Origin of the sequence: Amycolatopsis sp. (assembly GCF_035276945.1) — a bacterium.
Lineage (GTDB): Bacteria > Actinomycetota > Actinomycetes > Mycobacteriales > Pseudonocardiaceae > Amycolatopsis_E.
The window spans coordinates 26223-52501 of sequence record NZ_DATELF010000068.1 but is presented as its reverse complement, the minus strand read 5'-3'; the positions used below and the strand labels follow the sequence as shown (position 1 = coordinate 52501).

The window sequence follows — 26279 nt, the reverse complement described above, 5'->3', positions numbered from 1 at the left end:
CTCCCTGGTCAGGTGATTGGATCAATGGACCGTACCGTTGTCGAGTCCGGGTTGCGGGCCACCACGCGCAACTGGCTCGTCGGGGCCCGGCTGAAGACCATGCCGGCCACGTTCGCGCCGGTCGCGGTGGGTACGGCGGTCGCCTACTCGGAGGGCACCGTCATCGCCTGGCGGGCCGCGTTGACCCTGTTGTTCGCATTGTGCTTCGTGATCGGCACGAACTACTTCAACGACTACAGCGACGGCATCCGCGGCACCGACGCGCAACGCGTCGGCCCGGTGCGCCTGGTCGGCTCGGGCCGGGTGTCGTCGCGGCAGGTGCTGCGCGCCGGGATCGCCCTCTACGTGATCGCCGCGGTCACCGGCGTGATCCTCGCGGCGACGGTGTCCTGGTGGCTGCTCGCGCTGACCGTGTTCTGCGCGCTCGGCGGCTGGTTCTACACCGGAGGCTCCCGGCCCTACGGCTACCGCGCGCTCGGTGAGGTCGGCGTGTTCCTGTTCCACGGCATCGTCGCCGTGTGCGGCACCGTGTTCATCCAGCTGGAGCGAATTCCGATGCTCGCGCTCGCCGCGTCCATCCCGGTCGGCCTGATCGTGTGCGCGCTGCTCGTCACGAACAACCTGCGCGACATTCCGACCGACACCGGCGCCGGCAAACGGACCCTTGCGGTGGTCATCGGCGACCGATGGACGCGCGTGCTCTACCTGCTCTGCGTCGGCGTCGCGTTCGCCTCGGCGCTGGCTCTGATCCCGGCGCGGCCCTGGGTGCTGCTCGTGCTCGCCTCGCTGCCGTTCGCCGCCGCGCCGGTGCGCCGTGTCGTCATCGGGATGCACGGTGCCGACCTGGTCGCCGCGCTGGAACAGACCTGTGTGCTGATGCTCGCGTTCGGCGCCCTGCTCACGGTCGGGCTCGCGTGGTGACCGGCCGGGCGGAGGAACCCGATCACGAGGTGCTGGTGATCGGGGCCGGCTTCTCTGGTATCGGCGCCGCGATCGGCCTGCGCAAGGCGGGCATAGCCGACTTCGCGGTCATCGACGAACTCGACGACATCGGCGGATCCTGGCACGTCAACCGGTATCCCGGCATCGCGGTGGACATCGCCGCGTTCTCCTACTGCTACGCGTTCGAGCCGAACGCCTCCTGGTCGCGGGTGTTCCCGTCCGGAGCGGAGGTGAAGGCGTATGCGGACCGCTGCGTCGACAAGTACGGGCTCCGGCCGCACCTGCGGTTGAAGTCCACCGTCACCAGCGCCGAGTACGACGAGTCCGCACACCTGTGGCGGGTCTTCCTCGAAGACGAGAACACGATCACCGCGCGGTTCGTCATCTGCGCCACCGGCTGGCTCACCAAACCGAAGTGGCCCGACATCGAGGGCCTCGACGGGTTCGCCGGCATCGTCGTGCACACCGCCGACTGGGACCCGTCACTCAACCTGACCGGCCAACGCGTCGCCGTCATCGGCACCGGGGCCTCCGCCGTGCAGGTGGTCCCGGCGATCGCACCCCGGGTACGGCAACTGAGTGTCTACCAGCGCACCCCGATCTGGCTGTTTCCCAAACCCGACTTCGTGGTGCCCAAACCGGTGCACCGGTTGTTCCGGATCGCGCCCTGGCTGCAACGCGCGGTCCGCCTGTTCACCGACGCCGGCACCGAACTGAGCTTCGTCATCGCCATGGTGCACAACCGGCAGTTCCCGTTCCTGGTCAGGGCGGGCGAGGCCATTTCCCGGCTCTACCTGCGCCTACAGGTCAAGGGCGACCGCGAGCTGATCGACAAGCTCACGCCCGCCTACGGCCTCGGCTGCAAACGGCCCTCCTTCGCCAAGGGCTACTGGCGCGCCTTCACCCGCCGCAACGTCGACCTCGTCACCGAGCCCATCGAGCGGATGACCGAGACCGGCATCCACACCACGGACGGTGCCGAGCGCGCCTTCGACGTGCTCGTGCTCGCCACCGGCTTCCACGTGCTGGACAACCTGCCGCCGTTCCCGGTGCGGGGCGCCGGCGGCCGGGAGATCCTCGAGTTCTGGCGGACCGAACGGTTCCAGGTGTACGAGGGAAGCTCGGTCAAGGGCTACCCGAACCTGTGGTTCATCGTCGGCCCGTACTCGTTCACCGGCGGGTCCTGGTTCGGCACCATCGACCACCAGGTCACGCACGCGCTGCGGGTGATCACCGAGGCGCGGCGGCGCAACGCGACCGAAGCGGCCGTGCGGCCCGAGTCGCACGACCGCTCGTTCCGGCGGACGCTGCGCCGGCAACGCAACACCGTGTTCTTCAACAACAACTGCGGTGCCTCGAACAGCTACTACTTCGACGAGCGCGGCGACGCGCCCGCGGTTCGTCCGGCATCGACCTACGAGGCCGCGTGGCGGTCCCGCCACTTCGACCTCGACGACTACCGCTACGCGAACCGCGCCGACGAACGCGCAGGAGGCTGATGTGCCGCGATTCCGGGAAACCCAGGGGCGGGACCGGACATTGTGCCTGTGCTACGGGCTGTTCGCGATCGGCGATCTCGTCATCGTCTGCGCCATCGCGATCCGGTACGTGGTCGAGCACAGCAGTCTCGGCGTGCTTGGCGTCATCGGGCACTTCTTCCGCGACGCCCTAACGAACCCGGCCGCCTGGTTCGTCTACACCGACCTCACGCTCGTCTGGATCGTGCTCGCGGTGTACATGATCGTCGAGGCACGCCGGTTCGGTATCCGGTTCGTCTGGCTCTACGTCATCGCCGCTCCGCTGTCCGCGTTGAGCGTGAGTTTCCCGGCCTTCATGTTCGTCCGCCAGCTCAAGATCGCGACCGAGGCAACGCGCGTGGCGCGCTCGCGAGCAGAACTGCCCGCGGAATGACGAGAGGTACGCACTGATGACCACTGACACCACCGAGTTCGCCGCGACCGTCGAGGGGTCCCTTGACGCGGCGGTCGCCGCGCTGCGACGCCGCCAGGACCCGGCGGGCTACTGGAAGGGCGAGTTCGAGACGAGCGTGATCGGCGAGGCTGCCGAGGTCATGCTGCGCCACTTCCTCGGGTTGCCGTGGGAGGAGTCGGCGGCGTCGGCCAAGACGATCCTCAGCGAACAGTCGGCGGCGGGCGGCTGGGCGGCCTACCACAACGGTCCGGACGACCAACTGCTGTCCGTGTTCTGCTACGTCGCGCTGCGCCTGGTCGGCTACCCCCCGGAGGACCCGGTGATGCGCGCCGCCGCCGCCTCGATCCGGGCCAACGGCGGGGTGGAGGCGCTGAACACACCGACGATGCTCGCCTGGCTGGCCATCATCGGGCTGTGGCCGTGGCGTGACATCCCGCTCATCCCACCGGAGATCATCCTGTTGCCGCCCCGAGCGCCCGGCAACATCTACCAGATCGGCGCCGCGGCGCGGGGCATCGTCGTGGCGAGCAGCCTGTTCATGGCCAAGCGCCCGGTCGTGCCCGCCGGGTTCGGCATCGAGGAGCTGTACACCCGGGGCGGACCGGAAGCGCGGCGTTCGCGCGGGCCGGCCGCGCTGGCAACCGCGTTCACCCACTGGTATGCGCGGCATCCCATCGGTTTCCTGCGCAGGCGGGCCGTGACGAAGGCGACCGAGTGGCTGATCCGCACCCAGGAGCGGGACGGCAGTTGGGGCGGGAACTGGCCGCAGACCGCGAACGTCATCGTCGGCCTCGACTCGGTCGGGTACCGCCAGGACCATCCGGTGATCAAGGCGGCCATGGCCGGGCTCGAGAGGTGCGTGGTCACCAGGAACGGGCAGCGCAGACTGGAGATGTGGTCCTCGGTGGTGATGGACACCGCCCTCGGCGTGTCCGCCGCCGCCATGGCCGACCGTGCCGCCATCAGGTCCTCGGCGGATCGCGCGGTGGCGTGGCTGCTCGACCATCAGGTCACCGAACTCGGTGACTGGGCCGTGCTCACCAAGAACCCGGTCGCCGGCGGCTGGCCCTACGAGTTCGCCAACAATGTCAACCCGGACGCCGACGACACCGGCTTCGCGCTCGCCGCTCTCCGGCGGCTCCATCGTCCCGGCACCAACGCGGCCGTCGACTCCGCGTGCGCGAAGGCGAGCCGGTGGCTGGCGTCCCAGCAGTGCGACGACGGCGGCTGGGCAGCGTTCGAACCACTGCGCTGGCGGCTACCCGGACGCGACGCGCTCGCCACCATCGGATTCCTCGAAGCGCCCTCCGCGGACGTCACCGGCCACGTGCTGGAAGGCCTCGCCGGTAACGGCGAGGGCGAGGGACCCGTTGTGCGGCGCGGCATCCGTTGGTTACGCCGGCAACAGCACCAGGACGGTTCGTGGCCGGGCTGGTGGGCCTGCTACCACCTGCACGGCACGAGCGCGGCCGTCACCGGCCTCACCTCCTGCGGCGTGCCGGGCACCGATCCAGCGGTGGAGCGGGCCTGCGCGTGGATCCTCGCGCACCAGGGCGACGACGGCGGCTGGGGCGAGGACATCCGCGCCCTGCACGATCCCGCCTGGATTGGCACCGGCGACAGCACGCCATCGCAGACATCATGGGCGCTGCTGGCGTTGATCGCCGCGGGCCACGCCGACAGCGAACCGGTGCGCAGGGGCCTGGACTTCCTTGTCCGCTCCCAACAGGACGACGGGGACTGGGCCGAACCATGGCACACCTGGGTCGTGCACCACGACGGTCTGTACTGGCGGGACAGCATGTTGCGCCTGATCTATCCCGTCATGGCCATGGCCGGCTACCTGACCAGTGTCGGCGGAGTCGCGCAGCGATGACGAACGTGACAGTGGTCGGCGGCGGGCTCGCCGGAATGACGGCGGCCTGGACCATCCGCAAACTCGGGCTCGGGGTGCGCCTGTTGGAAGCGGCGCCGGAGTTGGGCGGGATGGCCGGGACCAGGGTGATCGACGGCAGGCCCGAGGACCACGGGGTGCACGTCTTCCCGGCCTGGTACCGCAACACGCTCGGGCTTGTCGGGGAACTGGGCCTGCTGGGGAACCTGCGCGAGTGTGACAACTTCTACCAGCTCATGCCTGGAGAGTTCCCGACCTTCCGCACGTTCCGCTCGCTGTTCACCATCGGCGACTTCATCAAGGACATCCGCTCCGGCGTGACCCCGGCCACCGACCGGCTGCTGTTCTACTACGGGCTGATCGACCTCCTTGCCCAGCGGTACGAGGGCCGGGACGAGTCGCTGCGCGACTTCCTGCGCAGCCGTTGGTACCTCACCGAAACCGCGATCGCCGACATCGAGCATCTGTTCGTCGCGTCCAGTGCGGCGGAGAGCTGCCTCGCCTCCGCGGCGAGCTTCCGGGGCAGCATCGTCGCGTTCTCCCGACACCCCGGTCGGGTGCGCATGCCCAAGAGCACCCTGCACGACTCGTTCATCGCCCCGTTCCGGCGACGGCTGGAGACCGACGGCGTCGACGTCCGCACCGGAGTGGAACTGCGCACCGTGTCGGTGACCGCCGGCCGGCTCGACACGATCACCGTCCACGAAACCGGCGCGGTGACCCAGCCCGTCACCGGCCATATCGTGTTTGCCGTCCCACACGGACAGCTCGCCCGCTTCGGCCCCGACGTCTCCGGTGCCCTCTACCCCCGCCACGGCATCGAGGAGCTGACTTCCCGCCCCCTCGGCGCACTGCACGTCTACCTGCGCCGCCGCCTACCCGGCCTGCCCGACGAACACGTGAGGCTGGTCTCGTCGCCGCATGCGATCACCCTCATCGACGTCGGCCAGGTCTGGGAAGGATACGAGAAGAGCCTGCTCAACTGTGTGGTCGGCCGCGTGTCCCTGCTGGCGGGCCTGTCCGAGAGCGAGGCGACCAAGGTCCTCGTCGAGGAGTTGATGACCTACCTGCCCACCATGACCTGGGACGACATCGAGGACGTCTGCTACCAACCACACTTCGCCGAGCCGTTCTTCGTGCCAGGGCCCGGTTCCGACCGCTACCGGCCACTCAGTTCGACTTCGCTGATGAACCTGCATGTCGCCGGCGACTTCTGCGCGGCCCCGGCAGGAGTCGCCGGTATGGAAGGCGCCATCCGCTCCGGCCTTGCCGCCGCTGAATCCGTCCGCCGGGTGCTGTGCCCGGCCACCCCGCCGGTGACGATTCACGACTTCCGTCCCATCAGTCCCGGCGCCGCCCTCGGCCTCCGCGCCACCCTCTCGCCACTCGCCGCGGCCATCCGACTGCTCAAGCGCGGGTCTGCCAAGAAAACGCGGTGAATTATGTTGTACGGCGGATGCGCCTGCCGGCCTTCCTCAACCGCATGGGCTACCTGGAATGTCAGCGATCACGAGAGATTCCGCAGGCCCGCGCTCACAGGTTTTCTCGCCGGGACGACGAGTGGGCGCTCGATGCCCCTGGGGGAACGAGGAGCGGCGCAGGACGACTCATCGTGTTCAGGCAGGTCGACCGTCGCGCACGCCGGAGCCGACGCCGCAGGTCGCACCGCCGGGACGACCGCTAACGCCGATTCTCGCGTAGTGAGTTCGGCCCTAGTTTGATCAGTGGTATTCGTCGCGGAGGCGTCGTCCGCCCCACCAGGGGACGTTGGTGGTGGGGAGGTTGGCTTGGCGGAGGACGGGTGAGCAGGCGCGTCGGTCGAGGCGGACGACGATCTTGTTGTCTCGGTTTTCGATGGTGCCGCCGGTGGTGAGGAATCGGCGTTGCAGGGTGTTGTGGTGGTGTAGCCGGGAATCCGTTGGCGGAGCGCGGCGCAGACGGTGCGGGTGAGTACGGAGAGCGCCACGTCGAGGTCGACGTTGAGTGGGACGGCTCCGGCCGATGGGCGAGGTAGTTTCCCCAGACCAGCCAGGGGTTGCCTGGATTGGCGTCGTTAGGTCGACCACGCCGACGGGTCGCTGGCGATGGAGACCCGGCAGGTGAGCCGTGACACGAGGCTGACCCTGCCGGTGGCCCGCTACGGGCGGGTTCACGCTCCGGCTGTGTCTGGCGACGCCCGGCGCGAACGCCTGTCCATGAGCGACCGGGCACGATCCATTGTGGACAGCGGGCGGCGCCGGTTCGCCAGTTCCGATGCGTGAACAGGGTGTCCGTCCTTTCTTGGGGATGCCGCTCAGCCGCCCGGCGTGACGATGCCGTAGTCGTGGATCTTGCGGTAGATGGTGGCGCGCGAGATGCCGAGGAGTTTCGCGGCGCGGGCCTTGTTGCCGTCGGCGTCTTCGAGGCTGCGCACGATGGCGTCGCGTTCGGCGGTCTCGACGCGGTTCAGGGAGCGGCGGGTGATCGCGCGGTATTCGGCCGGGAGGTCGGCCGGCTGGATCATGCCGGTCCGGCGGCGTTTGATGACGTGCTTCAGCACGCGGTGAAGCTGGGCGACGTTGCCCGGCCAGTCGGCGCGCATGAGCAGGTGCATCGCGGCGGGTGAGCAGGTGAGGTGCCCGCCGCCGGAGAGCCTGTTGAGCAGCAGCGGTACCAGGTCGGCCAGGTCGTCGGCGTGACGTCGCAGCGGTGGGACGGTGACGGTGCGCGGGAAGGGTTCCAGCAGCTGGGGGTCCGTTTCGGCGTCCGGTGACACGGTGATCGCGACCCACGGCGGTTCGGGGCGGGTGCGTGCCTCGCCCAGCATCGCGGTCAGGGTCCGCGTCCCGGCCGCGTCCAGCCGTTCGGCATGGCGGATCACGAGCGCGTCCACCGGATCGTCAAGCAGTTCGCGACGGAGGTCGTCGCGCCAGGTCGTGGGAGTGCGGGTCGCGTCGAGGGTGTGCAGCAGGCCCGCCGGGTTCCGGCGCTGGTGCACGCCCTTCACCAGGGTGTGTTTCCCGGCGCCGGGTTCGCCCGCGAGGACGAGCCATTCCCGGCGGGCGCAGCTGGCGTCGACCTCGTGACAGCATCGCAGCCAGAGCGGGGCCGAGCCGACCACGCCGGGCAGGACCATGGGCAGCATCGGTGCCGGCTTGGCGGTGCTCTCACTGTCGATCTCGAGGAGTTTCACCAACAGCACGCCGCCGACGACGTCGTCTTCGCGGTGCCCGGTGACGCGGCGGCAGTACATGAGCACCTTGCTGCCGCTGGACAACGTGACGGTCGCGGTGGCCCTTCGCGCGTCGGCGAGTTCCTGGTTGGCGCGGGCGAGTAGCACCGACTGGTCGCTGGGCCCGACCAACTGCTGCGCGCTGTCGTTCATCATCACGATGTCGGGGTTGAAGGCCATCACGATTCCGGTGGTGCGCCGGCAGGCCTGCAGGTACGACTGGAACAGCGCCAGTTCGCGCAGGTCGCTGTGGGTGAGCAGGGCTTGCCGCACCTGCTCGGCGGTGGTCCTGGCCAGCGCGATCAGCAGCCTGCCCGCGTCCTTGCGCCAGCAGGTGAGGTCGAGGGCGCCGATCGTCTTGCCGGAGACCGGGTGCCGGATGGGCACCCCCGCGCAGGCGAGGTTTTCCAGGTGCTCCGCGTAGTGCTCGTGGCCGAAGACGTAGGTCGGTCGCCCGTCTTCCAGTGCGGTGCCGATGCCGTTGGTGCCGACGAACCGTTCGTCGTAGCTGTATCCGGGAACCAACTGCACCCGCTCGAGATGCCGGTGCAGGTCGGTGTCGCCGGTGCGCTGGCTGAGCACGACGCCGGTCTGGTCGGTGAGGATCAGGCTGATCGGTTGCCCGGCGAGCTGGTCGCCGAGCCGTTCGAGCACCGGCGCCGCGCAGCGGATCAGCGGGGTGTCGAGGTTCGTTTCGCCCGCGTAGGGCAGGCTGATGCGGTCGGCGGGCACGCGGAATTCCCGGGATCGCCACCACGACGCGAGGATGGCGTCCCGCACCTGGTCGGGGTCGACGGGTTCGAGGGTGAGGAACCGCTCGCGGGTGCGGGCCAGCCCTTCGTCGTCGGGAAGGAGCGCGGCCCGGGCTACGCTGTTCACGCTGACCTCCCGCCACCTCGCCGTGCCGTCTGTGACAGCCTAGGCGCCAAGGTGTCCAGGCCGTGTCTCAAATTGAGACACGCCCACGCCGCAGATCGGGGTCTCATGGCGTTATGCCTGTTCAGGAGACCTACAACCCATGGACCGTGGTGAACCTGGTGTTCCACCATCTGGCCGATCAGGGCCTGCATCCGCGGCTTGGTGACGGCGGTGATCCCGGCGAACCGGCGGCCGCTCTGCTGCGCGCCCTCGGCATCACCCCGGCCGCGGAAGGCGACAACCGGGTGAACGAGGACATGCGGCGTCACCTCGCGGAACTACGGGCCACGCTGGTCGACGACTCCTGACGGAGCTGTCTCATATTGAGACCCGCGTCGCGGCGGCCGGCGCCTGTAATCGGCCATACAGGACGTGCCCAGTTCGCCCACGGGAGTCATCATGAGCCGCCAGAGTGTGGCGAAAGCCCACCAGAAGATCCAGGAACTTTCCTGGGAACCGGCGTATCACCAGCCGGTGTCGCAGTACGGAACCGACTACACCTTCCGCAAGGCCAAGAAGAAGGATCCGCTCAAGCAGGTGCTGCGGTCCTACTTCCCGATGCAGGAAGAAAAGGACCACCGCGTGTACGGGGCCGAGGACGGCGCGATTCGCGGCAACATGTTCCGCCAGGTCCAGGAACGCTGGCTGGAATGGCAGAAGCTGTTCTTGAGCATCATTCCGCTGCCCGAGATCTCGGCCGCACGTGCCATGCCGTTGCTGTTCCGCACGGTGCCCAATCCGGAGTTGCACAACGGCCAGGCGATCCAGATGATCGACGAGGTCCGGCACTCGACGATCCAGCAGAATCTCAAGCGCCTGTACATGAACAACTACATCGACCCGGCCGGGTTCAACTCGAGCCTGCGCAACTTCCACAACGACTACTGCGGCACGATCGGCCGCCAGTTCGCGGAAGGCTTCATCACCGGTGACGCGATCACCGCCGCGAGCATCTACCTGACCATCGTGGCCGAGACCGCGTTCACCAACACCCTGTTCGTGGCCATGCCCGCGGAGGCGGCGGCGAACGGCGACTACCTCCTGCCTACGGTGTTCCACTCGGTGCAGTCCGACGAGTCGCGGCACATCAGCAATGGTTACGCGACGCTGCTGATGGCGCTGTCCGACGAGACCAACCACCAGCTTCTCGAACGGGATCTGCGATACGCGTGGTGGAACAACCACGCGGTGGTGGACGCGGCGATCGGGACGTTCATCGAGTACGGCACGAAGGACCGCCGCAAGGACCGCGAGAGCTACGCGGAGATGTGGCGGCGGTGGATCTACGACGACTACTACCGCAGCTACCTGGTGCCGCTGGAGAAGTACGGCCTCGTCATCCCGCACGACCTCATCGAGGAGGCGTGGAACCGCATCTGGAACAAGGGTTACGTGCACGAGGTGGCCCAGTTCTTCGCGACCGGCTGGCTGGCCAACTACTGGCGCATCGACCCGATGACGGACGAGGATTTCGAGTGGTTCGAGTACAAGTACCCGGGCTGGTACGACAAGTACGGTAAGTGGTGGGAGAACTACGCGCGGCTGAGCAAGCCCAACGGGCACCACCCGATCGTCGCCGAGGACGTCGACTACGTGTACCCGCACCGGTGCTGGACCTGCATGGTGCCGTGCCTGATCCGCGCGGACATGGTCACGGACAAAGTGGACGGACAGTGGCGCACCTACTGCTCGGAAACCTGTCGCTGGACCGACGCCGAGGCCTTCCGGCCCGTCTACCAGGGCCGCAACACCCCGAACATGGGCCAGCTCATCGGCGCGCGCGAGTGGGAGACCCTCTACCACGGCTGGAACTGGGCGGATGTGGTCTCGGACATGGGTTTCGTGCGGGACGACGGCAAGACGATGGTCGCGCAGCCGCATCTGGACCTGGACCCGAAGAAGATGTGGACGCTGGACCACCTGCGCCGGATGCCGCCGGTGCAGAGCCCGAACGTGCTGCTCAACCAGATGACCGACGAGGAACGCGCGGCGTTCAAGGCCGACTACAACCGCCAGGGCCCCGCCGGCCGTCCCTCCCGGTGAGGGAGTCATGGGAGAAAAGCATCGGGTGCGGTTCGAGCCCGTGGGCATCGAGATCGAGGCGGACGAGGAGCAGACGATCCTTCGCGCCGCCGCCGAGCAGGGCGTCATGCTCATGCACGGCTGCAAGGAAGGGCAGTGCGCCTCCTGCAAGTCCTTCATCCTCGACGGCGATGATGTCGAGCACGACCGGTATTCCACGTTCGCGCTGCCCGAGTTCGAAAAGGACGAAGGCTACACGCTGTTGTGCCGGGCGCACGCCTACGAGGACCTGACGATCGAGTTGCTCAACTACGACGAGGAGATGATCCATTCCGGACTGCCGATCCAGCGGGCGGTGGTCGAGGTGGTCTCCAACGACAACGTCACCCACGATCTGCGGCATCTCGTGGTGCGGCTGGTGGAGCCGGAGACGATCAGGTTCTTTCCCGGCCAATACCTGGATTTCGCGGTGCCCGGCACGGGGGAGACGCGGTCGTTCTCGCTGGCCAACACCTCCAGCCGGGAAGGCGGCCGGCTCGAGTTCGTCATCAAGGTGTATCCCGACGGCCTGTTTTCGCGGTTTCTGGACGCCGAACTCGCCGTCGGGGACCGGCTGGAGGTGACCGGCCCGTTCGGGGTCTTCACCCTGCGGGACGCGCCGGAAAAGGATCTGGTCTTCGTCGGCGGCGGTGCCGGGATGGCGCCGATCCTGTCGCTGCTGCGCTCGATGGCCGAGCGCGGGATCGACCGGAAGGCGACCTTCTACTACGGCGCCCGCCGGCGGCGGGATCTGTGCTTCGAGGAGGAACTGCGCGCGCTCGAGGAAAAGCTCGCTGGTTTCCGTTATGTGCCGGCGCTTTCCGAGCCGGGTGACGACGACTGGGACGGCGAGACCGGCCTGATCACCGACGTGCTGCGGCGGTGCGAGCCGGACCTCGCCCGGGCCGACGCGTATGTGTGCGGGCCGCCACCGATGGTGGAGGCGGCCCTGGACCTGCTGCCCGCCCTTGGCGTGGCGGACAAACGCGTCTTCTACGACAAGTTCACAACGACGGGCGAAGGAACACACTGATGACCACGATCGAGCGCAGCGTGCCCAAGCCGGTGTTCACCGACGCCGAAGCGGGCACCAAGGAGTTCCCGGACTCGGGCTCGCGGCATTTCAACTATTTCGTTCCGCAGAAGCGGAAGCAGAGTCACTACGAGGACGTGACGGTCGAAGTCCAGCCCGACCCGCGGCACTACCTGAGCCAGGGCTGGTTGTACGGGTTCGCCGACGGCACAGGCGGCTACCCGCTGGAGTGGACGAGGCTCAAGGCGTGGGGCTCGGACCGGCCGGTGCCCGAACGCGGCCCGGGTTCGGGTGGCCGGGGCTATGACTGGCCGGCGCACGGCTGGCACGAGTTCCGTGACCCCAACGAGGAGTGGGAACTCACCCTCTACCGCTACAACGCCAACGTGGTCCGCCAGTTGAACCAGAACGTCGAGGCCGCCCGCCGGTCCAAGGCCTTCGAACAGTGGAACCGCAACTGGGTGCAGTTCGTGGCGCAGCACGTGGGCGCGTGGATGCACGTGGACCACGGCCTGGGCCTGTACCTGTTCGCCAACGCCAACCGCAGGGCGCCCACGAACATGCACAACACGGCGATCTCGGTGAACAGCATGCACCGCATCCGGGCGGCGCAGGATCTGGCGCTGTACAACCTCACGCTCACCGAGGAGGTCGAGGGTTTCGACGGCACGGCGCACCTGGCGACGTGGGACGAGGACCCGGCGTGGCAGGGCGTGCGCGAGGTCGCCGAGCAGCTGACCGGGGTCTGGGACTGGTGCGAGGCCGTGTTCGCGGCGAACGTGGTGTTCGAGCCGCTGGTGGGCGAGCTGTTCCGGAGCAACCTGGTGCAGCAGGCCGCGCCGGCCAACGGTGACTTCGTCACGCCCACGCTGATCGGCGCCGAGGAGTTCGACTTTTCCGAGCGCGATCTCCGCTACACCACGGCGTTGTTCCGGCCGCTGGTGGACGATCGCGAGTTCGCCGAGCACAACCGGGAGCTGATGCGGCAGTGGCTGGCCGACTGGGTCCCGAAGTGCGTCACCGCGGCGCGGACGCTGCAGCCGTTGTGGTCGCAGCCGGACGCGAAACCGCCGCGTTTCGAAGACGGTCTCGACCGCGCGAAGAGCCGTTTCAGCGGCATCCTGTCCGACCTGGGTCTGGCCGAACCGAAGGAGCTGGCGCAGTGACCGTGTTCAAGACGGCGGAAAGCCCGTTCAAATCAGACAACACCGCGTCCAACCGGTGCGGGTTCACGCTGATGAACAACCAGGTTGGCGCGATCGTGGCGGAGGTGATGGGTGGAAAGGAGAACGTGACCATCACCCCGCTGCCCTCGATGATCCGGGTCGACGCCACGGGCCGGATGGACGTGATCTACGCCGAAATTGACGAGGCCGCGGGTGAGGAGGAGGGTTGGTTCAACGCGGCGGAGTTCGAGGAGAGCATGTCGACCCACTACGGCCGCATGGTCCACCTCGACGACCGCACGATCATGTTCGCCAATCCCGAAGACGCGGCCGAATACCTCGACTTCGACCTCAAACCGGTCTCGTGAAAGGACAACAGCGCGGAGCGGTTCGCGACAGGGCAGGCGACACGTGAGTGCGCTCCGGGCTGAAGGCCGCTCGAACGCGGAGGCGGGCCGGAGCCGTCTCCACGTTCGAGCCAGCGCGTAGATCGCGAAAAAGAAAGGGACGAGGAATGTACACCAAGGACGGAGAAACCTACTTCGTCGTCGACAGCCACGTGCACGCCTGGGACGGCAGTCCCGCGAACCAGGCCAACCGCTACGGCAAGGGCTTCATCGAATGCTTTTACGACTACCACCGCAGCCTCAGCCCGGAAGGCTGGGTCTGGCCGCTGGAAAAGTTCGAGAAGTACTCCGACGAGACGCTGGTCCGGGACCTGTTCGACGAGGGCTATGTGGACAAGGCCATCTTCCAGCCCACGTATCTGACCGACTTCTACGTCAACGGCTTCAACACCACCGAGCAGGACGGCAGGGTGGCGGAGAAATACCCGGGCAAGTTCATCGTCAACGGGTCCTTCGACCCGCGTGACGGCGAGTCCGGGCTCGACGCCCTGGAGATGCTGGCGCACCGGTGGAACCTCAAGGGCGTCAAGCTCTACACCGCGGAATGGAAGGGCATTTCCAAGGGCTGGAAGCTGTCCGACCCGTGGGCATACCGGTACCTGGAGAAGTGCGAAGAACTGGGTATCCGCAACATCCACGTGCACAAGGGCCCGACCATCTATCCGCTCAACCGGGACGCCTTCGACGTGGCCGATGTGGACGACGCGGCGACGGCGTTTCCCGACCTGCGGTTCATCATCGAGCACTGCGGCCTGCCCCGGCTCGAGGACTTCTGCTGGATCGCGACCCAGGAGCCGAATGTCTACGGTGGACTGGCGGTGGCGATGCCGTTCATCCACACCCGGCCGCGCTACTTCGCACAGGTGCTGGGCGAGCTGCTGTACTGGCTGGACGAGAACCGGCTCACCTTCGCCAGCGACTACGCGATCTGGCATCCGAAGTGGCTGGTCGAGAAGTTCGTCGACTTCCAGATCCCCGAGGACATGCAGGCCGAGTACGGCGTGCTGACCCCGGAGATCAAGAAGAAGATCCTCGGGCTGAACGCGGCGAAGCTGTACGATCTCGACGTTCCGGACGCGGCCAAGGTGCGGGAGGAGCCCGCCGACAGCGGTGCCGCGGTCGGGTCGGCCCCGGCGGTTCCGGCATGAGTGGCTTTGCCGGAAGCAGCATGACGACCACCGCCGTCTCCGCGGAGGTCTGGGACGCCCTCGGCAGGGTCCGGGATCCGGAGCTCGACGAGCCGATCACCGACCTCGGGTTCGTGCACGAGCTGACCGTGGCAGGGTCCGAGGTCCGGGCCCGGCTGCGGTTGCCGACCTACTTCTGCGCGCCGAACTTCGCGTACCTGATGGTGGCCGACGCGGTGGACGCGATCCGCGCGGTGCCGGGCGTGGAGACGGTCGAGGTGCGGCTCGAAGACCACTTCGCGGCCGAGGAGATCAACGCCGGGGTGGCGGCCGGGGCCGGTTTCGCCGGATCCTTCCCCGCTGAGGCAGCCGGGGAGCTGGACGAACTGCGGCGCACCTTCCGCCGCAAGGCCCACACGGCCTGCCTCGCCCGGGTGTGCCGGCGGTTGCTGGCGGAGGGCTGGCAGGTGGATGCCCTGGCGGGCCTGCGGCTGGCCGATCTGCCCGAATCGGTGGAACGGGAAAGCCTGGTGCGCCGGCGGGAGGAACTCGGGCTGCCGGCCACTCCGGACGCTCCGCTGGTGGTCGATGACGACGGCAGGCCGGTGGTCCCTGGCAAGGTCGCCGAGCGGCTGCGGTTCGCGCAGGCGGTGCGGGTGAGCATCGACGGCAACGCGGGGTTCTGCCGGGGCCTGCTGAAGACGCGGTACGGAGCTTCGAACAACACGGAGGAGAGGGGATGAAGGCGGTCCGGCTGCATGCCTACCACAAGGACCCAGTCGTCGAGGAGGTGCCGGAGCCGACGGTCCAGGGTCCGTTCGACGTGGTGGTGAAGATCGGCGGCGCCGGGGTGTGCCGCACCGATCTGCACATCATCGAAGGGCAATGGGCCGAGAAGTCCGGCGTGACGCTGCCCTACACGATCGGGCACGAGAACGCGGGCTGGGTGCACGAGACCGGTTCCGCGGTGTCCAATGTGGAGGTCGGGGACACGGTGATCCTGCACCCGACACCCACGTGCGGGCTGTGCCACGCGTGCCGGGCGGGCAACGACATGCACTGCGCGAACGGGTCGTTCCCCGGCATCGACAGTGACGGCGGCATGGCCGAATACCTGCTCACGTCGGCGCGGGCGTGCATCAAACTCGACCCGGCGACCCGGCCCGAGAACGTGGCCGCGCTGGCCGACGCGGGCATCACCGCCTACCACGCGGTGCGCAAGGCGGTGCCGCTGCTGTATCCGGGCACCGTGTGCGTCGTCAACGGTGCGGGCGGCCTCGGCCACATCGGTATCCAGTCGCTGCGGGCGCTGACCGCGACGACGGTCGTGGTGGTGGACCGCAACGCCGAGGCGCTCGATCTTGCCGCGAAGCTGGGCGCGGACCACACCGTGCTCGCCGACGGCAAGCAGGTCGAGGCGGTGCTCGATCTCACCGGCGGGCAGGGCGCGGAGGTCGTGCTCGATTTCGTGGCCGAGCAGGGCGCGCAGCAGGACGCGTTCGCCATGACTCGCCGCAACGGTTCCCATTTCGTGATCGGGTACGGCGGCAACCTCGACATCCCGACGATCGACCTCATCTCCACCGAGCGCAACGTGGTCGGCAACCTGGTGGGCACCTACAACGACCTGGCCGAGCTGATGGTGCTGGCGCAGGCCGGCAAGGTCACCCTGCACACCAGGAAATACCCGCTCGACGCGGCGCCGGACGCGCTGGCCGATCTCGACGCCGGCCGGGTCCGGGGCCGAGCCATTCTCACGCCGTAAGGGAGTATCCACGATGGCCAAGGAACTGCGCTTCGGCGCGCAGGCGCGCGAGCTACTGCTGTCCGGAGTGGACAAGCTCGCGGACGCGGTGAAGTCCACGCTGGGCCCCAAGGGCCGCAACGTGATCATCGAGAAGATCACCGGGTCACCGGTGGTGACCAACGACGGGGTCACCATCGCGCGGGAGATCCATCTGAAGGACCAGTTCGAGAACATGGGCGCACAGCTGGTCAAGGAAGCGGCGATCAAGACCAACGACGTGGTGGGCGACGGCACGACCACCGCGACGGTGCTCGCGCAGGCCATCGTGCGTGAGGGTATGAAGGCCATCGGCGAGGGCGGGAACCCGGTGCTGGTCAAGCGCGGGATCGACCACGCGGTCGCCCGGCTGGTGGAGCATCTGGAGAAGTCGGCGCATCCGGTGCTGACCGAGCAGGACTACGCGCGGGTCGCCGCGATCTCCGCCAACGACGACGACGCGGTCGGCTCGGTGATCGCGAAGGCGCTGCACACGGTGGGCGAGGACGGGGTGGTCACCGTGGAGGAGTCGCCGCGGATCGGGATGTCCGTCGAGTTCGTGGAGGGGTTCGAATTCGACAACGGCTACCTTTCGCCTTACCTGGTCACCGATCCCGGGCGGCTGGAAGCGGTCCTCGACGACCCCTACATCCTGATGTGCGCGGAGAAGGTGACGTCGGTTCAGCAACTGATGCCCGTGCTGGACAAGATCATGCGCGCGCCGCGCCCGCTGGTGCTGATCGCGGAGACGGTGGAGGGTTCCGCGCTGAGCATGCTGGTGCACAACCAGGTCAACGGCACCTTCCAGTCGGTGGCGGTGCGGGCGCCGGGCTTCGGTGACCGGCGGCTGCACAAGCTGGAAGACCTCGCGGCGGTGGTCGGCGGCTCGGTGCTGTCCCGGCAATCCGGGTTCACGATGGAGACGATGACGCTGGAGCACCTCGGCCGGGCGAAGCAGGTCCGGGTCACCGAGAACACGACCACGATCGTCGGCGGTGGCGGGTCGTCCGCCGACGTGGAGTTCCGCGTCAACCAGCTTCGCGCCGAACTCGAACGCGCCCGGTTCGGCGTCGACGAGGACGTGCTGACCGAGCGGATCGGCGCGTTGACCGGGAAGGTGGCGATGATCCGGGTCGGCGCGGCGACTCCGGCGGAGCTGAAGGAGTTACAGCACCGCGTGGAGGACGCGCTTTCGGCGACCCGCGCGGCGATGGCCGAGGGCATCGTGGCGGGCGGCGGCGCCGCGCTGCTGCACGCCGAGAAGGTGCTGTTCGATCTCGACCTCGAGGGCGACTACGCGACGGGCGCCGACATCGTCCGCCGCGCCCTGAGCGAGCCCGCCCACCTGATCGCGGCCAACGCGGGATACCCGGCCCGTCAGGTCATCGAGCGGACCCGGGAACTCGGCGGCGACGACGGCTTCGACGCGTTGCTGGACCGGTACGGGAACATGATCGACATGGGCATCATCGACCCGCTCCGCGTGTGCCGGTCGGCGTTGCGGAACGGCGCCTCGGTGGCGGGGTTGCTGCTCACGACGAACTCCCTGATCGCCGAGGAACAGACGCCCTGGGGCGGCAGCCCGGCGTTGATGACCGAGTACGGCCCGCTCGACGAGGGCCTGCGCCAGCCATCGCCCGACGCCAGCACGCCCCAGTCGCTGGGCATGGGGCCGTCCGTAGGCTGAGCGGTATCCTCGCCGCGCTTACCGCTCGCGGGGATGTGAAAGAGGGAAACGATCGGATAGCCGGCCACGACGACCGGGGCGAGGACATTCGGCCCCGGTACCCGGCGGATCGCTGACCGACCTGCCTCAGGCCCGGATCGCGGCTGCGCAACGGCGAGCGAGGATTTCGACCGGGCGTGTACGCCACCCGCCCGCAGACACTCGCGCCAACGGGCGCCGACTCGCCCGCGGGCATGCTGGCGTGGGTCCTGGATGTGGTGAACACCTTCAAGGACCCCACCAAGGCCACGCCCTCCGACGCGATCGACCGCGACATGCTGCTCACCAACCTCTCGATCCTGTGGTTCACCAACACCGCCGGCTCGTCCATGCGGTTGGACAAGGAATCCCAGCAGTGGGGCGTGGAGCTCCGCGATTCCGGTGGGCACACCGGAATCGCGGTCTTCCCGGGAAACAACACGATTCGCGGCATCGCTGAGAAGCAGAACACCGTGGTGTACTGGTCGGAGTTCGACCGAGGTGGCCACTTCGCGCCGATGGAGGCCCCCGACCTCATGATCGGCGACCTGCGCGAATTCTTCCGCGAACTCCGCTGACCCCACCCGCCCTGCGGCGCCGCCGAAGCCAAACAGCGAACGGGCCCTGGCAGAGCCCGCAGGTCGGTTCCGGCGAGTCCGCGATAACACTGAGCACCTGATCATGCCCGGACAGTGATGTCTCGGATGCCGGAACCCGGCCAGGGCCCCTCTCGCCCAAGTGCGGTCGCGCGATATCGGTTTTTCTACCGATGGTGCGGTGGATGCGGCGCTCCTAGTGTCTGCGCTCTGCGCTCAATGCAAAAGGGAGTCCCATGACCATCACCATCTCCGGCACATCTTTCCGACACGAGATGTCCCACGTCATCGCCCGTGCGGAACTGGAGGTTTCCACTTCATGAACGACGAGCTCTGGTCATGGTCGGCCGGGCGGACCGCCGCCGCGATCCGCTCCGGTGAAATCAGCTCCGAAGAGGCTGTCAGGGCCTCGCTCAAACGCCTCGAAGCCACGAACGGCACGACCAACGCCTTCTGCGAGGTTTTCGAGGATGCCGTCGAGAAGGCCCGGGAGGCCGACCGCGCGCGCAGCCGCGGCGACGCGCTCGGCGCCCTGCATGGTGTCCCGATCGCCCTGAAGCCGAACACGGACCTGGAGGGGTACCCGACGCACGACGGCGTCGAGGAGTACCTCGCCCTGCCCGCCGGCGAGACGTCGCCGGCCATCTGGAACCTCCTCCATGCCGGGGCCGTGCCGGTCGGGCGGACGAATGTGCCCTCCTTCTCGACCCGGTGGTTCTCCGACAACGAACACTGGGGACGGACCCGCAACCCATGGGACCCCGAGGTGACCCCAGGCGGTTCGAGCGGCGGTGCAGCGTCCGCGGTGGCGTCCGGCGTAGTCGCGCTGGCGCAGGGGAACGACCTTGCCGGTTCTGTCCGGTACCCGGCCTCGGCGTGCGGTGTCGTCGGACTGCGCGTGACCTCGGGCCGGATCCCCTCCTGGCACGGCCGTCCCGGCGGCGGCACGCCGCTGACCGTGACCCAGTTCGGAGTCGAGGGACCGATTGCGCGGACCGTCGACGACTTGCGGCTCGGGCTCGCCGTGATGGAGCGGTTCGACCCGCGCGACCCGATCGCCGCACCCCAGGCGGTCAAGGGAAGGCCGGTCGACGACGCCCGACCGAGGATCGCCGTGATCACCGACCCCGGGTCGAGCCCCTACGCCGGACCGGGCCGCCCGGAGACGACGGACGCGACCAGGACGGTCGCGGCGGCGCTCGCCGAGGCGGGCTACGACGTCGAGGAGGTCTCGTTGCCCCTCCTCGCGGAGGCTTCCTCGCTCTGGTTCCAACTCGTCCTGACCGAGTTGCGGGCCATCGGCGCCGTCGGGGAGATGCAGCGCGTAAGCGAGAAACAGACCGAGCGTTCCATCAACCTGTGGTGCGAGATACACGACGACGTCTTCGGTGATGTCTCGCTGACCCAGTTCCTACAAGCCTTCGACCGGCGCCACTACCTTCGCCGGCAGCTCGCGGAGTTCATGGAGGACTTCCCTGTACTCTTGCTCCCGAATTCGGGTGAGCCACCCTTCCCGCATGGAGACGACCTCGTGTCCGTGGACCGCACCCGTGAGCTGCTCCGGCACCAGTGGCCGAGCACGGCGATCCCCGTGTTCGCCTTGCCCGGGATCGGCATGGGAGCGATCCGGCGGGAGAACAAGGCGCCCCTGGGCATCCAGCTCATCGGCCGGTCCTTCGACGAGGAACTCCTGCTGCGCACCGCGAAGGACATCGAGGCACGCTTCGACATGTCGCGGCCTGTCGATCCGTGGATGCCCGCCGAGTCCGTCCGGTGAGGCGCCGGAGCGCGTGGGCGTTATAGAGACGAAACGCGGGCTCCGTACCATTGGCGCGTGACGGACCCCGCACTATCTACGGAGGCCCTGCTGGGCGCCGCTGTCGCGCTGCGCGCGCTGAGCCGCAGCGGGGCCGGCGCTCCAGCGGTCCTCGCCCAGCTCGCCCGGATCGTTCCGTACGACGAGGCTCTGCTATCGGTGTGGGATCCCGTCACGCGCCAGCACCGGCACATCGCCGGTCACATGAACGACAGCCTCCTGTCCTTCCTCGCCACCGAGGGGCACAACGACCCGCTCTTCGAGGACGTCGCGGCGGGGCGCCCTGCACGCTGGCTGTCCGAGCTCACCGAGCGCGACCGCAGGCGGTCTACCACCGTGCGCGAGGTCCTCGAACCGAACGGCATCGTCGAGGGGCTGACACAAGGCCTTCATACCGCCGATGGTCAGTACCTCGGCGTGTTCCACCTAGCCCTGTACAGCCCCCGTCCGATACCGCGGGCGTGCAATGACGTGCTCACACTCACCCTCGACGCGATCACGGCGACGCTGGCGCCGCACCGGACGGAGCCGGACCATGCCGCGCGCCGGCGCGCGGACTCGCTGTCACGCCGAGAGCGCGAGGTACTCACCGAGGTCAGCCGCGGCCTCACCAACACCCAGATCGCGGCGGCCCTGTCGATCAGTACCCGGACCGTGACCACGCACATCGAACACGTCCTCGCGAAACTGGGTGCCCCCAACCGGGCAGCCGCCGTGAGGATCGCGTCACATGTGCTGCCGTGAATCAGTCATCACGCCATGAACTTCGACAGTTACGCGAGCGATGTCGTGTTGGCGGCCGTCGGTGCGATCAACCTGCTGACCCCCGGACACGCGCTCGGCCGCGAGTACCCCGCCGAAAATCCCGGTGACGAGCTGCGGAAGCTGTTGCGGCCACGCCGCGCGAAAAACGCGCCGGAAGTGTCCGAAAAGGACGTCGAGCGGCTCCGCGAGTACGCGATCCGGCTTCGCGAGGTGTTCGTGGCCGTCGACTCCGGACGGATCGACGACGCCTGCGACCAGACCAACGCCCTGCTGCGCGAAACCCACGCCGCGCCGGTGCTGAGCGGGCATGACGGTGAACCATGGCACCTGCACTTCCACGCCCCCGACACCGGATGGGCGCGCAGCTGGGCCGCGTCCATGGCGACCGCGCTCGCGGTCGTACTCGGCAACCCGATGTACGACCGGCTCGGCGTGTGCACGGCGCCGGCCTGCGACCGGGTGTTCGTCGACACCTCACGGAACGGCACCAGGAGGTTCTGCTCGACGCCCTGCCAGAACCGGGTCAAGGCCGCGGCCTTCCGCGCCCGCCGGCGGGTCGGTTTGAGCACGCGATAGCGGAGATTGCGAAGCTCGGCCAGATGCGAACACCAGTGCGGGCGGATGCCCCACTCACGGCCGCGGCAGCTGCCGCACCCGTGCGGCCTCGCGGGTGAGGTGGTCACGCTCCGGCACGCTGGTAGCGGCGCGGGATGCCTCGGCATACAGCTCGGCGGCGCGCTCGAGGTCACCGGCGCGTTCGAGCAGGTATGCCCTCACCGCGGTGTAACGGGGCAGTTCGGGGTCGACTTCAGCCAGCGCCGCCAGGCCGGCCTGCGGTCCGTCGGCCTCGCCGACCGCCACCGCGCGGTTGAGCCGCACCACCGGGCTGCCGGTGAGCAGCAGCAGTTCGTCGTACCACTCCACGATCTGCGCCCAGTCCGTCTCGCCAGCGCTCCGGGCGTCCGCGTGCAGGGCGGCAATCGCGGCCTGCGCCTGATACTCGCCCAGCCGGTCGCGGGCCAGCGCGGCCTGCAGAATCGTCACCCCCTCGCTGATCAGGCCGGTGTCCCAGCGCGATCGGTTCTGCTCGGCAAGCGGCACCAGGCGACCTCCCGCGCCGGTGCGGGACGCGCGGCGCGCATGGTGCAGCAACATGAGCGCGAGCAGCCCCGCGACCTCGGGCTCGGCGGTCAAAGCGACGAGCTGGCGGGTGAGGCGGATCGCCTCGGCCGCCAGGTCGACATCCCCGCCGTACCCCTCGTTGAACACGAGGTAGAGCACCCGTAGCACCGTCCCGAGATCGCCGGGCTGGTCGAACCGCTGCCCCACGATCCGCCGTTTGGCCCGGCTGATCCGCTGCGCCATGGTGGCCTCGGGAACGAGGTATGCCGTCGCGATCTGCCGCGTGGTCAGGCCACCGACCGCGCGCAGCGTCAGGGCGACGGCCGAACTCGGCGACAGGACGGGGTGCGCGCACAGGAAGTAGAGCCGCAACGTGTCGTCCGCGGCGAGCGCCGGACCGGCCGGGGGCTCGGCCTCCACGGCCAGTTCCCGTCCCCGCCGTGACGCCTCGGCGCGGGCGACATCGAGGAATTTGCGCCACGCGACCGCGACCAGCCATGCCTTCGGATCGCGCGGTGGATCGTCCGGCCAGGTCTCCAGCGCACGGATCAGGGCCTCCTGCACGGCGTCCTCGGCCGACGCGAAGTCGGCTCCGCGCCGGACGAGGACACCGATCACCGCGGGCACGAGCTCCCGCAGCAGCGACTCGTTCACTCGCTCACCGTGGGCTGCTCGGTCAGAAACGGTCGAACCTCGAGCCACTCGTGGATCGGCTCGCCGCCGGCCCCGGGAGCGGCGGACAGTTCCCCGGCCAGCTGGACCGCGCGATCCCACGACTCCACGTCGATGACCATCCAGCCGGCGATGAGGTCCTTGGTTTCGGCGAACGGACCATCGGTCACCGGCGGGCGCCCCTCGCCGTCATACCGCACGAACGCGCCCTCGGGCGCCAGTGCCTGGGCGTCGACGAACTCACCCGTCTCCTCCAAACGGGCTGCGAAGTCGCGCATGAACTGCACGTGCGCGTCGACCTCCTCCGGCGTCCATTGGTCCATCGGCGCGTCGTTGACCGAAGCCGGGGCGCCACGGTAGTGCTTCAGCAGCAGGTACTTCATGCCGGTTCTCCTCTTCGTCGCGCGGCCCGTCGTGGCCACTCGTACCCCTGGGACGGAGCCGGCGCCACATTCTCGACACCCGGAAGCGTGCTGAGTTCTGGGACCTGCTTCTGGCCGTTACCGCCCCGGGGATGCCCACACCACCGAACGAGAACCCGCTGGTCTAATGGAGACACGCTGACCCGGTACCGAGCATCCGCCTGGCAAGGCCCACCAGCGCGCGGGCGGCCGGGCTGCTCGGGCCGCCCGCGCGCCACGCGAACACGAGGCGCCCGCGTAGCCGGGGCCGGTTGATCGAGATGGGCCGCAGCCGGTCCGAGCGTGCTTCGACGAATTCGGCGGGGAGAACAGCGACGCCGAGTCCCCGCATGGCCAGCTGGGCGAGGACACCCGGATCACTGGCTTCGAACGCGATCGTGGGGGCGAACCCGGCCGCGGTGCACGCTTCGTCGAGACGGGCCCGCAGACCGGTGCCCGTCGGCAGGCTGATCAGCGGGCGGCCACGGAGCGTGTCGAGCGAGATCGTGGCGTGCACGGCCAGTTCGTGCTGATGGCTCACCGCGGCGACGATCGGCTGGTCGGTGACCGCCTCGAAGTCCAGGCCGGCCGGCGGGGCGCTGCCGATACTGACGATCACCGCGTCGAAACGGCCGGTGCGCAGGCCGTCGACGAGCTGGTCGGACCCGGCCTCGGCGAGAGTGATCTCCACAGCCGGATGATCGTCGTGGAACTGCGCCAGCAGGCCGGGAAGATCGACGTTGTGTGAGGTCACCATACCGATCGCGACGCGCCCACGGAGCAGGCCGGTGAACTCGTCGACAGCCAGCCGCGCATCATCGACGGCGGCGAGCGCGGCTCGCGCGTAGGGGAGAACCGCGGCGCCCACCTCGGTCACGCGCACCGAGCGGCCGGATCGGTCCAGCAGCTCCTGGCCGAGTTCGCGTTCCAGACGGCGAATCTGCGCGCTGACTCCGGGCTGAGCGACATGTACCCGCTCGGCCGCCCTGGTGAAGTTCCGCTCCTCGGCTACGGCCACGAAGTATTCGAGCTGGCGCAGTTCCATAACTGTTGATTCTAGCTTCTAAACAAACTAGTTGTTGGACTTCTAGGTGTGTCGGCGAGAGGCTTTGGTCATGACAGAGGAACGCGAACGGGCAGCTCAGCCCGAAGATCTGGCCCGCTTGTTCGTCGAACGGGCCAACGCCCGCGACGCGGAAGGACTCGCCGAGCTCTACACGCCCGACGCCGTGCTCGCCTACCCGCAGGGCGCGTCGACAGTCGGACGCGAGGCGATCCGAGCGGTGCTCGAAAGGATGCTGGAGCATGCGGCGCTGCCCTTCCCAGTCGAGGAGCCGCTACCCACCGTGCGCTACGGCGATCTCGCCCTCACCTCGACCCGCTCGGCCGACAACACCGGGGGCCGGGTCCAGGTCGCGCGCCGCCAGCCGGACGGGACCTGGCTGCGCGTCATCGACCGGCCCGAGATCCGGAACTGAAGGGAAGATTCATGACGACGTTCGTGCTCGTGCCCGGCGCCTGCCACGGCGCTTGGTGGTTCGAACCACTCGCCCGCGGCCTCCGCCACCACGGCCACGAGGCGCACGCGGTGCCCCTGACCGGCGTGGGGGAGCGGCGGCACATGCTGTCCACTTCGGTCAATCTCGACACGCACATCGAGGATGTGGTGAACCTGCTGACCGACGGGGACATCACCGAAGCCGTCCTGGTGGGACACAGCTACGCCGGGATGGTGATCAGCGGCGCCGCGGACCGGGTGCCCGAGCGGGTCGCCGGCCTTGTCTTCGTCGACGCCTTCCTGCCATACGACGGAGAGTCCTGCTGGACGCTGACTTCGGACGAGCAGCGGGCCTGGTATGTCGACGGCGCCGCCGAGAACGGCTACGCGACCCCACCACTACCGTTCTTCGACCCGCGATCCACTCCTCATCCGCTCGCCAGCCTTCTTCAGCGGCTGAAGCTGCAGGGCGGCTTCGACCGGTTCCGGCGCAAGGAATACGTGTACGCGACGGTGTGGGAGGGAGAGTCGCCCTTCAAATCCTCCTCCGAGCGGGCGCTCGGCGACCCGTCCTGGCGCACGCACCCGCCGCGTGGCCTCGCGCCGCCTTCCGCCGCTCCGAAAGCGCTCGTCAGCCAACGGAGACGGCAATGGAGACGGCAGTGGAGATCAGACGGGTCCGCCAAAGCGAGGGTGAGGCGTCGGCGATCTGTGGGATCGCATGTGCCGCGAACTGGAGGACGGCGGCCCGCTCACCGAGCAGGGCCGCCGGAATCTGTCGCGGATGCCGAACATTTCGGCGTGGCATTGGGACGCGTTCCGCTTGGTCGCCATGGACAACGGACAGATCATCGGTCTGCGACGGAATGCCGCCCTCGCAAGCCCCGCAACAGGTGCGTCCATAGCGAGTTGGCGTCGATGTGCACGGGCGCCGGCCGAAGTGTGGCTCAAGTGCTTGCTCCAGATGGGTCGCGAGTTCGACCCGCCCCCGTTGAAGTCGGCCTCGACGCTCGGATTGCGACCCGGCGATTGGTGTGGGCCGGGAGCGGGTCGGGGTGGAGCTGCTGGTCCGGCACGAGTTGGCCACGCTTGCTCGTCCGCACCATTTGGGGAATCGCGGGCAGGCCGGGCAGCCGGCTCGGCACCCATCGCAAGCAGGTGCGGATACCGGCCGCGGAAGAAGTCAAACCCTGGTCTTGACGGTTCGGCGGTGGCACGATCAGTAGCGGG

General features: G+C 68.5%; 25 protein-coding genes. 21 read left to right on the top strand and 4 right to left on the bottom strand.

All coding sequences use genetic code 11. From position 1 onward, the window contains the following. Positions 1 to 24 precede the first annotated feature (24 nt). The 6 genes from VJT49_RS11840 (at position 25) to VJT49_RS11815 (ending at position 7029) form a co-directional block, all read left to right on the top strand. The gene (locus VJT49_RS11840; protein ID WP_324164808.1) at positions 25 to 921 is read left to right on the top strand and encodes a 1,4-dihydroxy-2-naphthoate polyprenyltransferase; all 897 of its coding nucleotides are present in this window, start codon (positions 25 to 27) and stop codon (positions 919 to 921) included. Beyond that, the gene (locus VJT49_RS11835) at positions 918 to 2441 is read left to right on the top strand and encodes an NAD(P)/FAD-dependent oxidoreductase (protein ID WP_324164807.1); all 1524 of its coding nucleotides are present in this window, start codon (positions 918 to 920) and stop codon (positions 2439 to 2441) included. Before VJT49_RS11840 ends, VJT49_RS11835 begins: the two co-directional genes overlap by 4 nt. Position 2442: 1 nt before the next feature. Beyond that, positions 2443 to 2853 carry a DUF2834 domain-containing protein gene (locus VJT49_RS11830; RefSeq protein ID WP_324164806.1) on the top strand — a complete coding sequence of 137 codons (411 nt, stop codon included), beginning with the start codon at positions 2443 to 2445 and terminating at the stop codon, positions 2851 to 2853. Between the two features lie 16 nt (positions 2854 to 2869). Continuing rightward, positions 2870 to 4750, top strand: a complete 1881-nt coding sequence (gene shc / locus VJT49_RS11825; RefSeq protein WP_324164805.1) for a squalene--hopene cyclase — start codon at positions 2870 to 2872, stop codon at positions 4748 to 4750. Beyond that, entirely contained in the window at positions 4747 to 6207 is a 1461-nt protein-coding gene (locus VJT49_RS11820) for an FAD-dependent oxidoreductase (RefSeq protein WP_324164804.1), read from the top strand. Before shc ends, VJT49_RS11820 begins: the two co-directional genes overlap by 4 nt. A gap of 660 nt (positions 6208 to 6867) precedes the next feature. Next, complete coding sequence (locus tag VJT49_RS11815) at positions 6868 to 7029, top strand: hypothetical protein (RefSeq protein WP_324164803.1); 162 nt, start codon at positions 6868 to 6870, stop codon at positions 7027 to 7029. Positions 7030 to 7061: 32 nt separating this feature from the next. Here VJT49_RS11815 and VJT49_RS11810 read toward each other — a convergent pair whose 3' ends face one another. Beyond that, positions 7062 to 8858: a sigma-54-dependent Fis family transcriptional regulator gene (locus VJT49_RS11810; protein WP_324164802.1), complete on the bottom strand. Its 1797-nt coding sequence runs from the start codon at positions 8856 to 8858 to the stop codon at positions 7062 to 7064. A gap of 113 nt (positions 8859 to 8971) precedes the next feature. Here VJT49_RS11810 and VJT49_RS11805 point away from each other — a divergent pair, with 113 nt between their 5' ends. The 13 genes from VJT49_RS11805 to VJT49_RS11745 all read left to right on the top strand — a co-directional run bounded on the left by VJT49_RS11805 (position 8972) and on the right by VJT49_RS11745 (position 21932). Then, positions 8972 to 9205 carry a hypothetical protein gene (locus VJT49_RS11805; protein WP_324164801.1) on the top strand — a complete coding sequence of 78 codons (234 nt, stop codon included), beginning with the start codon at positions 8972 to 8974 and terminating at the stop codon, positions 9203 to 9205. 91 nt (positions 9206 to 9296) lie between these two features. After that, a complete protein-coding gene (locus tag VJT49_RS11800) occupies positions 9297 to 10940 on the top strand; it encodes a methane monooxygenase (protein WP_324164800.1) in 1644 nt (547 codons plus the stop codon). Between the two features lie 7 nt (positions 10941 to 10947). Then, positions 10948 to 11991, top strand: coding sequence for a 2Fe-2S iron-sulfur cluster binding domain-containing protein (locus tag VJT49_RS11795; protein WP_324164799.1), 1044 nt, complete (start codon positions 10948 to 10950; stop codon positions 11989 to 11991). Further along, on the top strand, positions 11988 to 13157 hold the full coding sequence (locus VJT49_RS11790) for a toluene hydroxylase (protein ID WP_324164830.1): 1170 nt from the start codon (positions 11988 to 11990) through the stop codon (positions 13155 to 13157). The genes VJT49_RS11795 and VJT49_RS11790 overlap by 4 nt, the downstream gene beginning before the upstream one ends. Then, complete coding sequence (gene mimD, locus VJT49_RS11785) at positions 13154 to 13525, top strand: propane 2-monooxygenase effector subunit MimD (protein ID WP_324164798.1); 372 nt, start codon at positions 13154 to 13156, stop codon at positions 13523 to 13525. The genes VJT49_RS11790 and mimD overlap by 4 nt, the downstream gene beginning before the upstream one ends. A gap of 146 nt (positions 13526 to 13671) precedes the next feature. Next, positions 13672 to 14712 carry an amidohydrolase family protein gene (locus tag VJT49_RS11780; protein WP_324164797.1) on the top strand — a complete coding sequence of 347 codons (1041 nt, stop codon included), beginning with the start codon at positions 13672 to 13674 and terminating at the stop codon, positions 14710 to 14712. Between the two features lie 20 nt (positions 14713 to 14732). Beyond that, positions 14733 to 15434, top strand: a complete 702-nt coding sequence (locus VJT49_RS11775; protein WP_324164796.1) for an iron-sulfur cluster assembly protein — start codon at positions 14733 to 14735, stop codon at positions 15432 to 15434. Beyond that, positions 15431 to 16456, top strand: a complete 1026-nt coding sequence (locus VJT49_RS11770) for an NAD(P)-dependent alcohol dehydrogenase (RefSeq protein WP_324164795.1) — start codon at positions 15431 to 15433, stop codon at positions 16454 to 16456. Before VJT49_RS11775 ends, VJT49_RS11770 begins: the two co-directional genes overlap by 4 nt. Before the next feature lie 13 nt (positions 16457 to 16469). Beyond that, positions 16470 to 18161, top strand: a complete 1692-nt coding sequence (groL, locus tag VJT49_RS11765; RefSeq protein ID WP_324164794.1) for a chaperonin GroEL — start codon at positions 16470 to 16472, stop codon at positions 18159 to 18161. A gap of 176 nt (positions 18162 to 18337) precedes the next feature. Then, the gene (locus tag VJT49_RS11760) at positions 18338 to 18757 is read left to right on the top strand and encodes a hypothetical protein (RefSeq protein WP_324164793.1); all 420 of its coding nucleotides are present in this window, start codon (positions 18338 to 18340) and stop codon (positions 18755 to 18757) included. A gap of 337 nt (positions 18758 to 19094) precedes the next feature. Then, positions 19095 to 20552: an amidase gene (locus VJT49_RS11755; RefSeq protein WP_324164792.1), complete on the top strand. Its 1458-nt coding sequence runs from the start codon at positions 19095 to 19097 to the stop codon at positions 20550 to 20552. Positions 20553 to 20609: 57 nt separating this feature from the next. Next, positions 20610 to 21335: a helix-turn-helix transcriptional regulator gene (locus VJT49_RS11750; RefSeq protein ID WP_324164791.1), complete on the top strand. Its 726-nt coding sequence runs from the start codon at positions 20610 to 20612 to the stop codon at positions 21333 to 21335. Between the two features lie 15 nt (positions 21336 to 21350). Further along, positions 21351 to 21932 carry a CGNR zinc finger domain-containing protein gene (locus tag VJT49_RS11745; protein WP_324164790.1) on the top strand — a complete coding sequence of 194 codons (582 nt, stop codon included), beginning with the start codon at positions 21351 to 21353 and terminating at the stop codon, positions 21930 to 21932. Between the two features lie 54 nt (positions 21933 to 21986). Here the strand turns inward: VJT49_RS11745 and VJT49_RS11740 are convergent, their stop codons facing one another. The 3 genes from VJT49_RS11740 to VJT49_RS11730 form a co-directional block, all read right to left on the bottom strand. Next, positions 21987 to 23132 carry an RNA polymerase sigma factor gene (locus VJT49_RS11740; RefSeq protein WP_324164789.1) on the bottom strand — a complete coding sequence of 382 codons (1146 nt, stop codon included), beginning with the start codon at positions 23130 to 23132 and terminating at the stop codon, positions 21987 to 21989. Beyond that, positions 23129 to 23533 (bottom strand): YciI family protein, encoded by a 405-nt coding sequence (locus VJT49_RS11735; RefSeq protein WP_324164788.1) that lies wholly within the window; start codon positions 23531 to 23533, stop codon positions 23129 to 23131. Before VJT49_RS11735 ends, VJT49_RS11740 begins: the two co-directional genes overlap by 4 nt. A gap of 163 nt (positions 23534 to 23696) precedes the next feature. Next, complete coding sequence (locus VJT49_RS11730; protein WP_324164787.1) at positions 23697 to 24596, bottom strand: LysR family transcriptional regulator; 900 nt, start codon at positions 24594 to 24596, stop codon at positions 23697 to 23699. A 70-nt stretch (positions 24597 to 24666) separates the two neighbouring features. Between VJT49_RS11730 and VJT49_RS11725 the strand changes: the two genes are divergently transcribed. After that, positions 24667 to 25029, top strand: a complete 363-nt coding sequence (locus tag VJT49_RS11725; protein WP_324164786.1) for a nuclear transport factor 2 family protein — start codon at positions 24667 to 24669, stop codon at positions 25027 to 25029. Positions 25030 to 25040: 11 nt separating this feature from the next. Next, positions 25041 to 26249, top strand: a complete 1209-nt coding sequence (locus VJT49_RS11720) for an alpha/beta fold hydrolase (RefSeq protein ID WP_324164785.1) — start codon at positions 25041 to 25043, stop codon at positions 26247 to 26249. The last annotated feature ends 30 nt before the right edge of the window (positions 26250 to 26279 follow it).

Bases quoted from the DNA above. Each gene is read 5' to 3' on its own strand.
- VJT49_RS11725 (WP_324164786.1), top strand. From the start codon at position 24,667: ATGACAGAGGAACGCGAACGGGCAGCTCAGCCCGAAGATCTGGCCCGC.
- VJT49_RS11820 (WP_324164804.1), top strand. From the start codon at position 4,747: ATGACGAACGTGACAGTGGTCGGCGGCGGGCTCGCCGGAATGACGGCG.
- VJT49_RS11770 (WP_324164795.1), top strand. From the start codon at position 15,431: ATGAAGGCGGTCCGGCTGCATGCCTACCACAAGGACCCAGTCGTCGAG.
- groL (WP_324164794.1), top strand. From the start codon at position 16,470: ATGGCCAAGGAACTGCGCTTCGGCGCGCAGGCGCGCGAGCTACTGCTG.
- VJT49_RS11720 (WP_324164785.1), top strand. From the start codon at position 25,041: ATGACGACGTTCGTGCTCGTGCCCGGCGCCTGCCACGGCGCTTGGTGG.
- VJT49_RS11730 (WP_324164787.1), bottom strand. From the start codon at position 24,596: ATGGAACTGCGCCAGCTCGAATACTTCGTGGCCGTAGCCGAGGAGCGG.
- VJT49_RS11780 (WP_324164797.1), top strand. From the start codon at position 13,672: ATGTACACCAAGGACGGAGAAACCTACTTCGTCGTCGACAGCCACGTG.
- VJT49_RS11805 (WP_324164801.1), top strand. From the start codon at position 8,972: ATGCCTGTTCAGGAGACCTACAACCCATGGACCGTGGTGAACCTGGTG.
- VJT49_RS11775 (WP_324164796.1), top strand. From the start codon at position 14,733: ATGACGACCACCGCCGTCTCCGCGGAGGTCTGGGACGCCCTCGGCAGG.
- VJT49_RS11795 (WP_324164799.1), top strand. From the start codon at position 10,948: ATGGGAGAAAAGCATCGGGTGCGGTTCGAGCCCGTGGGCATCGAGATC.
- VJT49_RS11755 (WP_324164792.1), top strand. From the start codon at position 19,095: ATGAACGACGAGCTCTGGTCATGGTCGGCCGGGCGGACCGCCGCCGCG.
- VJT49_RS11745 (WP_324164790.1), top strand. From the start codon at position 21,351: ATGAACTTCGACAGTTACGCGAGCGATGTCGTGTTGGCGGCCGTCGGT.
- VJT49_RS11800 (WP_324164800.1), top strand. From the start codon at position 9,297: ATGAGCCGCCAGAGTGTGGCGAAAGCCCACCAGAAGATCCAGGAACTT.
- shc (WP_324164805.1), top strand. From the start codon at position 2,870: ATGACCACTGACACCACCGAGTTCGCCGCGACCGTCGAGGGGTCCCTT.
- VJT49_RS11735 (WP_324164788.1), bottom strand. From the start codon at position 23,533: ATGAAGTACCTGCTGCTGAAGCACTACCGTGGCGCCCCGGCTTCGGTC.
- VJT49_RS11840 (WP_324164808.1), top strand. From the start codon at position 25: ATGGACCGTACCGTTGTCGAGTCCGGGTTGCGGGCCACCACGCGCAAC.